General features: G+C 70.9%; 14 protein-coding genes. 6 read left to right on the forward strand and 8 right to left on the reverse strand.

Features of this window, described 5'->3' with window-relative positions:
- Positions 1-129 precede the first annotated feature (129 nt).
- The 4 genes from G6031_RS08175 to G6031_RS08190 form a co-directional block, all read right to left on the reverse strand.
- A complete protein-coding gene (locus G6031_RS08175; protein ID WP_179525209.1) occupies positions 130-1,098 on the reverse strand; it encodes a sigma-70 family RNA polymerase sigma factor in 969 nt (322 codons plus the stop codon).
- A 139-nt stretch (positions 1,099-1,237) separates the two neighbouring features.
- Complete coding sequence (gene dtd, locus G6031_RS08180) at positions 1,238-1,681, reverse strand: D-aminoacyl-tRNA deacylase (RefSeq protein WP_179525210.1); 444 nt, start codon at positions 1,679-1,681, stop codon at positions 1,238-1,240.
- Complete coding sequence (locus tag G6031_RS08185; protein WP_182652991.1) at positions 1,678-3,294, reverse strand: methyltransferase; 1,617 nt, start codon at positions 3,292-3,294, stop codon at positions 1,678-1,680. Before G6031_RS08185 ends, dtd begins: the two co-directional genes overlap by 4 nt.
- A complete protein-coding gene (locus G6031_RS08190; protein ID WP_182652992.1) occupies positions 3,291-3,782 on the reverse strand; it encodes a DUF3099 domain-containing protein in 492 nt (163 codons plus the stop codon). Before G6031_RS08190 ends, G6031_RS08185 begins: the two co-directional genes overlap by 4 nt.
- A 58-nt stretch (positions 3,783-3,840) precedes the next feature.
- Here G6031_RS08190 and G6031_RS08195 point away from each other — a divergent pair, with 58 nt between their 5' ends.
- Both G6031_RS08195 and G6031_RS08200 read left to right on the forward strand, forming a co-directional pair.
- Positions 3,841-4,086: a DUF3039 domain-containing protein gene (locus tag G6031_RS08195; RefSeq protein ID WP_017837712.1), complete on the forward strand. Its 246-nt coding sequence runs from the start codon at positions 3,841-3,843 to the stop codon at positions 4,084-4,086.
- On the forward strand, positions 4,079-5,923 hold the full coding sequence (locus tag G6031_RS08200) for a DEAD/DEAH box helicase (protein WP_179525213.1): 1,845 nt from the start codon (positions 4,079-4,081) through the stop codon (positions 5,921-5,923). Before G6031_RS08195 ends, G6031_RS08200 begins: the two co-directional genes overlap by 8 nt.
- Before the next feature lie 137 nt (positions 5,924-6,060).
- On the opposite strand, the gene G6031_RS08205 is transcribed toward G6031_RS08200, so the two are convergent.
- Positions 6,061-7,437 carry an RNA polymerase sigma factor gene (locus tag G6031_RS08205; protein ID WP_182652993.1) on the reverse strand — a complete coding sequence of 459 codons (1,377 nt, stop codon included), beginning with the start codon at positions 7,435-7,437 and terminating at the stop codon, positions 6,061-6,063.
- 181 nt (positions 7,438-7,618) lie between these two features.
- A complete protein-coding gene (gene ppgK / locus G6031_RS08210; RefSeq protein WP_182617248.1) occupies positions 7,619-8,464 on the reverse strand; it encodes a polyphosphate--glucose phosphotransferase in 846 nt (281 codons plus the stop codon).
- A gap of 159 nt (positions 8,465-8,623) precedes the next feature.
- Here ppgK and G6031_RS08215 point away from each other — a divergent pair, with 159 nt between their 5' ends.
- Positions 8,624-9,487 carry an inositol monophosphatase family protein gene (locus tag G6031_RS08215; RefSeq protein ID WP_179525216.1) on the forward strand — a complete coding sequence of 288 codons (864 nt, stop codon included), beginning with the start codon at positions 8,624-8,626 and terminating at the stop codon, positions 9,485-9,487.
- Here G6031_RS08215 and cei read toward each other — a convergent pair.
- Complete coding sequence (gene cei, locus G6031_RS08220) at positions 9,477-10,115, reverse strand: envelope integrity protein Cei (protein WP_182652994.1); 639 nt, start codon at positions 10,113-10,115, stop codon at positions 9,477-9,479. The two genes, G6031_RS08215 and cei, sit on opposite strands and share 11 nt — an antisense overlap.
- A gap of 206 nt (positions 10,116-10,321) precedes the next feature.
- On the opposite strand from cei, the gene G6031_RS08225 reads away from it, so the two are divergent.
- Entirely contained in the window at positions 10,322-10,624 is a 303-nt protein-coding gene (locus G6031_RS08225) for a DUF4193 domain-containing protein (RefSeq protein WP_179525218.1), read from the forward strand.
- Positions 10,625-10,628: 4 nt separating this feature from the next.
- Here G6031_RS08225 and G6031_RS08230 read toward each other — a convergent pair whose 3' ends face one another.
- A complete protein-coding gene (locus G6031_RS08230; RefSeq protein ID WP_179525219.1) occupies positions 10,629-11,135 on the reverse strand; it encodes a DUF3093 domain-containing protein in 507 nt (168 codons plus the stop codon).
- Between the two features lie 53 nt (positions 11,136-11,188).
- Here G6031_RS08230 and dut point away from each other — a divergent pair, with 53 nt between their 5' ends.
- Both dut and G6031_RS08240 read left to right on the forward strand, forming a co-directional pair.
- Positions 11,189-11,668 (forward strand): dUTP diphosphatase, encoded by a 480-nt coding sequence (gene dut, locus G6031_RS08235; protein ID WP_182652995.1) that lies wholly within the window; start codon positions 11,189-11,191, stop codon positions 11,666-11,668.
- A gap of 79 nt (positions 11,669-11,747) precedes the next feature.
- Positions 11,748-12,502: DUF3710 domain-containing protein (locus G6031_RS08240; protein ID WP_182652996.1), on the forward strand; the 755-nt coding region annotated here is incomplete at its 3' end.

A 12,502-nucleotide genomic window follows, 5' to 3' on the forward strand; every position in this document is an offset into this window, starting at 1 on the left:
CGGGTCGGCCCCTGCGCCGGCGCGGCTCGTCGCCCGGCCCGGACACGACGACGCCCCGGCTCCGGTGGCGGTGTGAACCCGCCTGACCGTGGAGCCGGGGCGTCGTTGTGTCCTCGTCCGGCCCGGACCTCAGACCGCGTAGGAGCGGAGCTTGTCGGCGCGGCGCCCTTCACGGAGCTTCGCCATGACCTCGCGCTCGATCTGGCGGACGCGCTCACGCGAGAGCCCGAAACGCTTGCCGATCTGATCGAGGGTGCGGGGCTGGCCGTCATCGAGACCGAACCGCAGTGTGATGACCTGCTGTTCGCGCTCCTCGAGCGTGGACAGGACCGCACGGACGTCCGAGTGCATGACGTTGGTGACGACCGTGTTCTCGGCGCTGGTGGCCTCGGCGTCCTCGATGAAGTCGCCCAACGGCGCCTCCTCGTCCGCGCCGACGGGCATGTCCAGGCTCACCGGGTCGCGCGAGTGGTCGAGCAACTCCTCGATCTTGTGCGCGGGGATCCCCGACTCCTCCGCCAGCTCGTCGAGGGTCGCCTCGCGACCGAGCTGCTGGTGGAGCTCCCGCTTGATGCGGGCGAGCTTGTTGACCTGCTCGACCAGGTGCACGGGGAGCCGGATGGTGCGGGACTGGTCCGCCATCCCCCGGGTGATCGCCTGGCGGATCCACCACGTGGCGTAGGTCGAGAACTTGAAGCCCTTGGCGTAGTCGAACTTCTCCATGGCCCTGATCAGGCCGAGATTGCCCTCCTGGATGAGGTCCAGCAGCGGCATGCCGCGCCCCGTGTAGCGCTTGGCGAGTGAGACCACCAGACGCAGGTTGGCCTCGAGGAGGTGCGCGCGGGCGGCCTCGCCCTCCGCGACGATCACCTTGAGGTCGGCCTTCTTGGTGGGGCCCATCCGCTTCTTGGTGGCCAGGAGATGGGCGGCGTAGAGACCGGCCTCGATACGCTTGGAGAGTTCGACCTCGTCCTCCGCGTTCAGCAGAGCCGTCTTGCCGATCCCGTTGAGGTAGACGCGGACGAGGTCCGCGCTGGGGCTCTGGCCATCCGAATCCGCCTCCGTCCGACGGTCCGATCGGGTGGTGGCTGACGTCATGTCTCCTCCTCCTGCCGGCCCGGGGGATCAGAGTCGGCGGTCGGTTGCTGATGGACGGAACGGACGCGTGTCCGGGTCACGGTCACGTACTGCTACAACGGCGGTGGTGCCGGGAATGTTCCCGGGCCCATGACGTCCGTCACGACGTCCGGGAACCCGAGGTGTCGACGAGGACGGTGAACGGGCCGTCGTTCACGGAGCTGACCTGCATCATCGCGCCGAACGCCCCGGTCTCGACCTCGAGTCCCCGCTCACGGAGACCTCGCACCACCGCATCGACCGCGGCCTCGGCCCGAGCCCCGGGCGCCGCGCGGGACCACGACGGTCGGCGCCCCTTGCTCGTCGACCCCATGAGGGTGAACTGGCTGACCACCAGGACGGGCGCGCCGATCTCGACCGCGCCCGCCTCACCAGGCAGGATGCGCAGCTCCGCGATCTTGCGGACCATCGTGGCGACGTCCCCCTCGTCGTCGTCGGTCGACACCCCCAGCAGCACCAGCAGCCCGGCGCGGGGGAGTGCGCCCACGATCTCCCCGTCCACGGTGACCGACGCCTCGGTGACGCGCGTGATGACGGCCCTCACCCGCCCACCGGCCCCGGGGTGGCGGCGGCGCGGACGCCGGGCGGGAGCAGCCCGGGGACCCCGGCGGGGACGACGAAGCCGTGGAGGAACAGGTCGGCCACGACCCTGCGCACGGGTTCCGCCAGCTCACCGGGGTCACGACCGGCCCCCGCGGCGGCGAGGACGACGAGATCCTCCAGGGGGAGCGCACCCATACGCGCCCCTCGGAGGACCGTCGCGGTCAGCGGGTCGATCTCGTGGCGCCAGCGTGCACCGGTGACGCGCTCGACCACCACCGACCCGGCCGGTGCAGAGGCCCCGGACGTCTCGTCCCCCGCGTCACCGGCGTCCGGTGCCAGACTCTCCGAGACGTGCAGGTGGACGTCGGGGGAGACGGTGAACACCGTCGCGTCCAGCGCCCGCTCCTGCCCGCCCTGTCGGTCCGCGGCCGCCCGCAACCACGCCATGCGCGCGAAGTAGGCCTCGGCCTCGTCCCCGAGCCCCTCGTCGAAGGGGTGGGTGAGGTCCTCGCAGAGCACCGACGACGCGCCGTCGATCCGCCTGAGGAAGACGTACCCGAACCCGACCCCGTCGACGCCCCGGTCCTCGAAGTGGTCGAGCCAGGCGTCCGCGGCGAGGGCTGTGGACTCGTCCCTCGGGTCCATGCCCTCGTCCGTGAGCCATGTCCAGACGTAGAGCTCCGGGTCCGAGGTGTCGCGACGGAGCACCCAGGCCTCCACCCCGTCGGAGGGGACCCACGACGCCACGTGGGTCCGCCAGTCGGTGTCCTGGCGTTCCACCCAGGAGGCCAGGATGACCGCGGTGCCGTCCCGGGTCAGGTGTTCGTGAGCCCCGGACACGACCGTCCGGCTCGCCCCGTCGAGGGCGAGCCCCGACTCGCGGTACGAATGGCCGGGCTCGGAGGGGCCCACCACGAACGGTGGGTTGGCGACGACCCGGTCGAAACGACGATGGGCGACGGGTTCGAACCAGGGACCGACGAGCAGTTCCCCGTCCAACCCGTTGATGGCCAGCGTGGCGGACGCCAGGTCCAGGCATCTGGGGGTGATATCCGTACCCGTCGCCGTCCTCGCGGTCCCGAGGGCGTGCACGAGCTGGATGCCGCAGCCGGTGCCGAGGTCGAGGACGGAGTCCACGTGCGAGGTGGGTGTGATCCGGAGGAGGGACAGCGTGGCCTGCCCGACCCCGAGGACGTGGTCTGGCCTCGTGGTGGCGTGGGCCATCGACCCGTCGACGTCGGCGAAGACCCAGCGTGTGCCGTGACCGGTGTCCACGGGCCGGAGGTCGAGGAGCGCCCGGAGGGTCGCCTCCGGCGTGGTCTGACGGGTCCACAGTCCGGCGTCGATCCCGTCGGCTACGGGTACCCCGGGCAGGGCCGCCACGACCTCGCCCTCGGGGACCGCGTCACCCAGGATGAACAGCCGGACCAGGGTCCCGACCGGCCCGGCGGAGCGGGCGTGCCTGCGGACGGACGCCGGGTCCGAGCGGGCGAGCGCCGAGACCGCCTCCGGCCCCAGTGCGTCCTCCAGTTCGGGCACCGTGAAGTGGCACTCGCGGAACGACTCCGCCAGTGCGGGGGCCAGGCGGGTGAGGGCGGGAACTGTCGGGGTCACCGGGCGGGATCGCTCTCATCGGGTCGGTCGGCCGGGTCCGGGGCACCCGAGGCGGGACCGTCGCCGGAGCGGTCCCCGGGTGCCGGGGCGTCGTGGGTCGGGCCGTCGTGGGCCGGGCTCTGGTGCGAGGGGCCACCTGTGAGGCCCGGCGGCATCGCGCGGGGCGTGTGATTGGCCAGCGCACCGGCGGTGTACATCCGTGCCTGCCCCTTGGGTAGCGGAGGCCTGTCGTTGGCGCTGATCACGGCGATCCACGGGATCGGTATGGACCCCGCGACGATGGCCAGTGCGATCCACGGGTTGTTCCAGAGAGCCAGGGAACCCGCGGCGAGGAGCAACGCCGGGATCCGGATGGACATCAGGAGGAAGTACCGCTTCTTCCGCGCCGTGAGCTCGTCCCGGTAGGACTCCCGCGCGGCGGTGATCAGAACGGGCCTCGCGGTGCCGTCCCGATCCTTGGACCGCTTGCGACGGGAGTCGGGTGCCATGGCCCCCAAGGTACTCCGGCGTTGGCGCGCCGACCGTGGCGTGCGGCATCATGAGGGGGTGAGCACCACCCGGACCAAGACACTAGAGCGCCCCGAGGTCACGACGACCGAGGAGACGCAGGACGACGCGCCCAAGTTCTTCCACTACGTGGACAAGAGCAAGATCGCCGAGAGCGCGGTCATGGGCTCCTATGTGATCGCCCTCTGTGGCGAGGTGTTCCCTGTCACCCGGTCCGCCAAGCCCGGTTCTCCCGTCTGCCCGGAGTGCAAGCGCGTCTACGAGACCCTGAAGCCTGGTGAGTGAACCCGGCGCGGTCCCGGGCACCGAGGAGCAGACCGCAGACCCCGCCGCCACGGCGGCCGCGGGCGCGCCGCTGCGCGCCTGGCAGCGGACCGCGCTGCGCAAGTACCTCATGGCTCGGCCGAAGGACTTCCTCGCCGTGGCCACCCCCGGCGCCGGTAAGACGACGTTCGGTCTGCGCGTGGCCACCGAACTCCTGACCGACCGGACGGTCGACGCCATCACCGTGGTGGCCCCCACCGAGCACCTCAAGTTCCAGTGGGCCGAGGCCGCCGCGAGGGCCGGTATCGCGCTCGATCCCGAGTACTCCAACTCCTCCGGCGCTCTCGCGCCGGAATACCACGGCGTGGTGGTCACCTACGCCCAGGTGGCCTCCCACCCGTTCAAGCACCGCGAACGGACCGCATCCCGCCGTACGCTGGTGATCCTCGACGAGATCCACCACGGCGGCGACGCCAAGAGCTGGGGAGACGGCATCCGTGAGGCGTTCGACGACGCCGAGCGTCGCCTGTCCCTGACCGGCACACCGTTCCGCTCCGACGACAGTCCGATCCCGTTCGTCACCTACGAACCCGACGGCCAGGGCCATCAACGGTCCAGGGCCGACCACTCCTACGGGTACGCCGACGCCCTGGCCGACGGCGTCGTGCGACCCGTCGTCTTCCTCGCCTATTCCGGCGAGGCGCGCTGGCGGACCAACGCCGGTGAGGAGTTCTCCGCCCGGCTCGGCGAACCACTCAGCGCGGACCAGAACTCGCGCGCCTGGCGGGTGGCGCTGGACCCCCACGGCGACTGGATGCCGGCGGTCCTCCAGGCGGCACACACCAGGCTCCGGCAGATCCGCGCGGGTGGGGTGCCCGACGCCGGCGGGCTGGTGATCGCCACCGACCAGGAACGCGCTCGCGAGTACGCGGCTCTGCTCACGGAGATCACCGGGCGGGCCCCCGTCGTCGTCCTGTCCGACGACCCCACCGCCTCGAGCCGGATCGGCACGTTCTCCGCCTCGACGGACGAGTGGATGGTCGCGGTCCGCATGGTCTCGGAGGGAGTGGACGTGCCGCGCCTGAGCGTGGGGGTGTACGCCACCAGCGCCTCGACCCCCCTGTACTTCGCCCAGGCCATCGGCCGGTTCGTCCGGTCCCGCAGGCCGGGGGAGACCGCGTCGGTGTTCCTGCCGTCGGTCCCGGTCCTGTTGCAGCTCGCCTCCCAGATGGAGGCCCAGCGGGATCACGTCCTGGGCAAGCCCCACCGCGAGGACGGGCTCGAGGACGAGTTGCTGGCGCAGGCCAACCAGCAACACGACGAGCCCGACGCGGACGACGAGGACAAGGGGTACATCTCCCTCGGTGCGGACGCCGAACTCGATCAGATCGTCTACGAGGGGTCCTCCTACGGCACGGCCACGTTCGCGGGGAGCGAGGAGGAGGCCGACTACATCGGTCTCCCCGGTCTGCTCGGGGCGGACGACGTCAAGGCCCTCCTGCGTCAGCGGGAGAAGGAGCAGATCAGGCGGTCGTCCGGTGAGGGGTCCTCCGCGCCCGGGGCCGTGGCGGTGGTGGGCGTGGGGACGGACCCGACCATCTCCGGCACCACCCTCCCGGGCAACGCCGGCGGTCCGGGGGCGAACGCGGGTGCGGCTGCCGCCCGCGTGGCCTCCGCGGCCGAGCTTAAGGATCTGAGGCGCCAACTCAACACGCTGGTGTCCGTGTACTCGGGCCGTCTGGGCAAGTCCCACGGAGCGATCCACACGCAGCTGCGTAACTCCTGTGGTGGTCCTCCGGTGCCCATGGCCTCGGCCGACCAGATCCGGGAACGCATCTCGCTGCTGCGTAGCTGGTAGGGGCAGCTGGAAGGGGACGCTGGAAGGGGCTTAGAACCACGCCTCGCCGTCCCTGTCGGATGAGCATGCGAACGAGCCCGGGCCCCGTCGACATAAACGGGGCCCGGGCTCGTCCGGGGTACCGGACCGGCGGGAGATCAGTCCAGGTAGTCGCGTAGCACCTGGGACCGCGACGGGTGGCGCAGCTTGGACATGGTCTTGGACTCGATCTGGCGGATCCGCTCGCGCGTGACCCCGTAGACCTGGCCGATCTCGTCCAGCGTGCGGGGCAGTCCGTCGGTGAGGCCGAAGCGCAGCCGCACCACGCCCGCCTCGCGCTCGGACAGGGTGTCGAGCACCGAGCGGAGCTGGTCCTGGAGCAGCGTGAAGCTCACCGCGTCCACGGCCACCACGGCCTCGGAGTCCTCGATGAAGTCGCCGAGCTGCGAGTCGCCCTCGTCACCGATGGTCTGGTCGAGCGAGATGGGCTCCCGGGCGTACTGCTGGATCTCCAGCACCTTCTCCGGGGTGATGTCCATCTCCTTGGCCAGCTCCTCCGGGGTGGGCTCGCGGCCCAGGTCCTGGAGCAACTCGCGCTGGATGCGCCCGAGCTTGTTGATGACCTCGACCATGTGCACCGGGATGCGGATGGTGCGGGCCTGGTCGGCCATGGCGCGGGTGATGGCCTGGCGGATCCACCAGGTCGCGTAGGTCGAGAACTTGTAGCCCTTGGTGTAGTCGAACTTCTCGACGGCGCGGATCAGACCCAGGTTGCCCTCCTGGATGAGGTCCAGGAACGCCATCCCCCGGCCCGTGTAGCGCTTGGCCAGGGACACGACCAACCGGAGGTTCGCCTCGAGCAGGTGGTTCTTGGCGCGGACGCCGTCCCGCTCGATCCACTTGTAGTCGCGGCGCTGGGCGGTGGTGAGCTTCTCGCCACGCTCGACGACCTGGGCCATGAACCAGGTGGCGTAGAGGCCGGCCTCGATACGCTTGGCCAGCTCGACCTCCTCCTCGGCGTTGAGAAGGGCGACCTTGCCGATCTGCTTGAGGTACGCGCGGACCGAGTCGGCCGAGGCGGTGAGCTCGGCGTCCTTGCGGGCCTGCCGCAGGGCCTCGGACTCGTCCTCGTCCCAGACGAAGTCACCCGACGCCTTGTCCTTGGCGGTCGGACCCTCCTTGGTCTCCTCGTCGGCCTCCGCGTCATCGACGTCGACGACATCGACCTCGACGTCCTCGAGTTCGGCGGTGTCCGGCTCGACCTCGAGTGCCTCGACCGGTGCGTCGTCGATCGGAGCGTTGTCCGTGAGCGCGGGATCGCCCGCGGCGGCGGTCTTCTTGGCCGCGGTCTTCTTGGCCGCGGTCTTCTTGGCCGGGGCCGACTTCTTCGCCGCCGTCTTCTTGGCGGGCGCGGCCTTCTTCGCTGGTGTCCTGCTCGCCGCGGTCTTCTTGGCGGGGGCCTCGCCCGTGACCTCGGTGTCCGACGGATCGCCGCTCATCGCGGGATCCGAACTGGTGGTCTTCGTGGCTGCCACAAACGCCCCTTCACAACCGGTGAATCGATGGGAAACGGGGATCGATGCCGCATCGTATGCCGACACTCGAGCCGTCCGCCTTGCGGTACCGGGCCCGTCCCCGGCCGGTAGGTGATCCCGGCCTGCGCCATTGTAACGAGGAACCCGCCCGGAGGTCGCATCAGGCGCTGTTGACGAGGGGTCAGTAGCTGCCCGGGGACAGTGTCGACCCCAGATCGACCAGGCCGTCGCGCGCCGCCGAGTACAGCGCCGCCCCGATGATCCCGGCATCGCCACGTCTGATGGCCGCACGAACCGGGGTGCGGTTCTCCAGGAGCGGGAACCACTCCTCGGCGGCCTCGCTGATCCCGCCCCCCAGGACGAATGCGCGGGGCCAGAGCAGGTCCTCGAGGCATCGCAGGACGTTGGACACGTGGGGCGCCCATTCCTCGTAGGTCAGTCCGTCCCGTGCACGTACCGATGCGGAGGCCAGGTGCTCGGCCTCGTCGAAACCCCGGCCGGCGATGTCCTCCACCATGAGGTGTCCGAACTCCGTGTTGGGGACGAGATGGCCGTCCAGCAGCAGTGCCGATCCGATCCCCGTGCCGAAGGTCAGCAGGACCACCAGGCCGTCCACCCCCTCACCGGCGCCGTAGTGCACCTCGGTGACACCCGCCGCGTCGGCGTCGTTGAGCATGACCACCGAGCGTCCGGGGAGGTGCCTGTCGAACAGGGCGACCACGTCGCAGCCGACCCAGGAGCCGTCGATGTTGTGGGCGATCCTCGCGACGCCGTCGTGGATGACGCTGGGGAGAGCCACCCCCACCGGGCCGTCCCATCCGAGTTCGTCGACCATCGCGCGGATGACCCCGGCGACCGCGTCCGGGGTCGCCGGCTGCGGGGTGGGACGTGTCGACCGGGGGCCGAGGAGTTCCCCGGTGCCGAGGTCGACCAGCCCCGCCTTGATCCCTGTGCCGCCGACGTCCACCCCCAGGCCGGTGGAGGAGGCCGGCGCCTGGGTGCTCTCGGTAGGTGTGGGGGTGGGCATCTCGGGCTCCCGGGTGACGGGCCGTGAGGGTCACGGCTGCGGTTGGAGTCCACCGGACCGACGGGGCACGATGGGGGCGACGAGCGCCCGTTCGTCAGCGTATCTGTCCGGTACCACCGTGGGCCGGTCCAATCGGGGACGACGACGAGGTGAGCCGACATGTCGGAGGAGACGGACGGAGGGGTCGCGCGATCAACCCACGCGGACACCGTCGACGAATTGAGGCGGTTCGCGGGTCGGCTCGCGGTCTCGGGCGGTGACGTGGCCCGGCGGATGGTGGAGCAGTTCGGCTCCACCGGGCTCGACGCGCGTGCCAAGAGCTCTGCGACCGACCCGGTGACCGTCATCGACACCACCGTGGAGGAGCACCTCCGTTCGCAGGTGGTCTCCGCCCGGCCCGGCGACCGCGTCCTGGGGGAGGAGGGTGGCGAGGAGGCGACCGCCCCGGGACGGGGGGTCGTGCGGTGGGTGGTGGATCCGGTCGACGGAACCGTCAACCTCCTCTACGGGATCCCCTTCACCGCCGTCTCGGTGGCGGCGGAGGTCGACGGGGTGGTCCTCGCGGGTGCGGTGCACAACATCGTCACCGGCGAGACCTGGACCGCGGGGCTCGGCCGCGGGTCGAGCCTCCGGTCCGCCACGGGCACGCTCACCGAACTGACGGCGTCGGCGTGTGACGACCTGTCGATGGCGCTCGTGGGAACCGGGTTCTCCTACGACTCCGACGTCCGCGCGGAACAGGGGCGGGTGGTCGCGGAGCTCCTCCCGCGGATCCGTGACATCAGACGGTGCGGGTCCGCGGCCCTGGACCTGTGCATGGTGGCCACCGGCCGGATCGACGCCTACTACGAGCGCTGCCTCAAGCCGTGGGATCACGCGGCCGGGGCCCTGATCGCCGCCGAGGCCGGCGCGGTGGTGAGGGTCTCCCACGACGACGAGGTCCCCACTGCCGCCGCCGCACCCGGTGTGGCGGGGGAGTTCCTGTCCGCGATCGAGGCGCTCGGGGGCGCGGTCAGCAGTTGACGGCTCGCGCCGCGTCCAGCTCGGCGGAGATCGGTTGACGTCCCACCTTGAGCTCGTCGAGCGCCCCCACGCTCTCCGCCGAGTCCGACAGTCGCGAGAAGATCGTCCCCAGCACCAGGTCGACGGACTCGTCCGCCCGCCCGTCGGACACCAGCTGCATGCACGGCGCGGCGAGGGACAGTGACCTCGCGCTCGCCTCCCCGGCCTCGCCGTAGCGGATCTGCCCGTGGCACTCGAGGTCCTGGGCGTAGATCGGGTCGTTGCCGGTGGCGTCGGCTCCCGCCGGCTGGAATCCGCGTTCGGCGAGTTGGGCGGCGACCGCACCCGCCTGACCGCTCTGGCCGTTGGCGTTGAGCACCCGGACCCGCGTGTCCGCCAACAGGGCCGGCTCGACCGAGTCGAGTGCGCCGGCGGGCTGTTCCCGCAGTCCGGCCTCCTCCGCCGCGGGCGTCACGGGACAGGCGGCGGCCTGGGTCGCCGCATCGCTGCCCATGAGCGCGGAAGCCCACACCAGACCCCCGAGGACCAGCGTGGCCACCACGAACAGCACGTAGGGTCTGCGTAGTCGTCCCATCCCCCGAGTGGGGGTCGGACTGGGTGTCGCCTGGGCGCTGAGGTGGACGACCATGAGGGTCCTTCCTGCAGGTGTCACGGTGCGGGAGCCCTGTCCGGGTCCGCCTCACCACTGTAATCGTCGGGGAATCGGCGTCCCGGTGGGGACACGGTCCGGAAGCGCGGATGAAATCCCTGCTAGTTTCCGTTAATATGCGTGCGCCGGTCGGTCCACGATCGAACCGACCGCCCCTCGCCACCTGACCGCTAGAGAAGAGACACATGGCAACCGACTACGACGCACCCCGCCGGACCGAAGCTGACGAGCTGGCCGGTGATTCGCTGGAGGAACTCAAGGCCCGGAGGGCGGAGGGGGCTACCGGCGAGGTCGACGTGGACGAGACGGATACCGCCGAGTCCTACGAACTCCCGGGGGCGGATCTCTCCGGAGAGGAACTCACGGTCCGTGTGGTTCCCGAGCAGGACAATGAGTTCACCTGCGGAGACTGCTTCCTCGTCCATCACCGGAGCCGGTTCGCCGAGGAGAGGGACGGACTGCCGATCTGCGTGGACTGCGCGGGCTGATCGCTCAGCTGTAGTGGTTGTCCGGGAGGGCCGCCGCGAGTCCTTCCGGGTCACGGGTGCTGATCAGCCAGTAGGGCGTGGGGTCCAGCGGGTCGTCCAGGACGACGATCACCATGGTGGGGACATAACCGCGGTGGACGACGAACGCCTCCGGATCGAGTTGGCGCCCCATCGCGGCCTGCTTGGCGGTCGCGGGCACGACGGCGCTGCGCGAGATCGCCTCGAAGGGCAGACGCGCGCGGCCCGCGTACAGGGTCCCTCCGCCCTGACCGTCGGACTCGACCTCGATACGCTCGCGACCGACGGTGACGAAGAGCCACGCGAACAGGGCGGGCACGACCACGGTGAGCAGCCACAGCCACCACGGCGCGCCGAGTACCGAGGCCACGGCGGCCACGAGGACGGTGATGGCGGCGAGAAGCACCCACCACCATCCCGGTACCCGGAGTCGTTCCGAGTGAACAGGGCGCGGGACCCGGTCGGGCGACGGTCGGAGATCTTCTTCGGTCACGACATCAAGACTATCCATCACCCGGGCTCCACCCGGCAGGAGGGCGGCCAGCCATGAACCACCCCGACCACTCGTCCGGATCACGCGGACCGCTGCGGCTACGGAGGTTGGACCCCGGTCTTCCGGTGCCGTCCCGCGCCCACCCCTCCGACGCGGGCATCGATCTGTTCTCGGCCGAGGACTGCGCACTCGAACCCGGGCAGCGTGCGCTGGTGGGCACAGGGGTGGCCGTCGCCATCCCGGAGGGGTACGCCGGGCTCGTCCACCCCAGATCCGGTCTCGCCGCACGGGCGGGACTGTCGATCGTCAACGCCCCGGGCACCATCGATGCCGGGTATCGCGGCGAGATCAAGGTCAACCTCGTCAACCTCGACCCGTCCGAACCGGTTCACATCGGACGAGGTGACCGGATCGCACAGTTGATCATCCAGAGAGTCGAACTCTGGGACGTGCAGGAGGTCGACGAGCTCGACCAGACCGACCGGGGAGAGCGGGGCCACGGCTCGACCGGAGGTCACCACCGCCTGACCTGACCGGCACCACACCACGTTGGGTAGCGTCAAGAGGCACGGTCCCGACCGGGACCGGGTCGCACGCGGAGAGGATTCGACCATGTTCGGACGCAAGAAGTCGGTGACCGGGGACCGCGACGCCGCCACCCCCGGGGAACCCGCGGACTCCGCACCGTCCACGACCGGTCCGCATGACCGCTCGTCGGTCGGGGACGTGGCCCGGTACTACACCGACCTCGGGTACGGACACCTCGACCTCGGTTCCCTGGTGATCGGCGTCCCCAAGGGGCGCGATCTGAACGTCGCGCTGGATCCGAACGGTCAGCCGGAGTTCCACGTGGTCACCACCGTGTCGCGGGTGATCCCGCGCGCCTTCGCCGCGCCGAAGTCGGCCGGGCAGTGGCGGACCATGGTCGCCGCCATGCGCGAGCAGCTCGAGGGTCAGGGCGCCGAGGTCACCGTCGAGGACGGTCCGTGGGGGCGCGAACTCGTGGCCGCCATGCCGGGTGCCGTCTTCCGTGCGATCGGGGTCGACGGGCACCGGTGGACCGCCGAGGTGCGCATCATGGCCACCCCGGAGCTGGCCGAGCAGGCCGCCGAGGAGGGTCGGGAGGTGTTCAAGCATCTGCTGGTGAACCGTGGCGACGGACCGATGCCCGTCCGGGAGGTGCTTCCGCTGACCATCCCCGACGAGATCCAGCAGGCGCTGGTCAAGGCGCAGTCGCAGTTGGCGGCACAGCAGCAGGCGCAGGCCTACCAGCAGCAGATGGCGGCAGGTCAACAGGGTCAGACGGCCGCGCAGGCCCGGCCCCAGGGCCAGCCGGCCGCGCAGGCCCGGCCCCAGGGCCAGCCGGC

The organism is Dietzia sp. CQ4 (genome assembly GCF_014145125.1).
Classification (GTDB): Bacteria; Actinomycetota; Actinomycetes; order Mycobacteriales; family Mycobacteriaceae; genus Dietzia; species Dietzia natronolimnaea.

Coding starts and splice junctions, on each gene's coding strand:
- cei (WP_182652994.1), bottom strand. CDS start 10,115: ATGGTCGTCCACCTCAGCGCCCAGGCGACACCCAGTCCGACCCCCACT.
- G6031_RS08215 (WP_179525216.1), top strand. CDS start 8,624: ATGTCGGAGGAGACGGACGGAGGGGTCGCGCGATCAACCCACGCGGAC.
- G6031_RS08190 (WP_182652992.1), bottom strand. CDS start 3,782: ATGGCACCCGACTCCCGTCGCAAGCGGTCCAAGGATCGGGACGGCACC.
- G6031_RS08225 (WP_179525218.1), top strand. CDS start 10,322: ATGGCAACCGACTACGACGCACCCCGCCGGACCGAAGCTGACGAGCTG.
- ppgK (WP_182617248.1), bottom strand. CDS start 8,464: ATGCCCACCCCCACACCTACCGAGAGCACCCAGGCGCCGGCCTCCTCC.
- dut (WP_182652995.1), top strand. CDS start 11,189: ATGAACCACCCCGACCACTCGTCCGGATCACGCGGACCGCTGCGGCTA.
- G6031_RS08175 (WP_179525209.1), bottom strand. CDS start 1,098: ATGACGTCAGCCACCACCCGATCGGACCGTCGGACGGAGGCGGATTCG.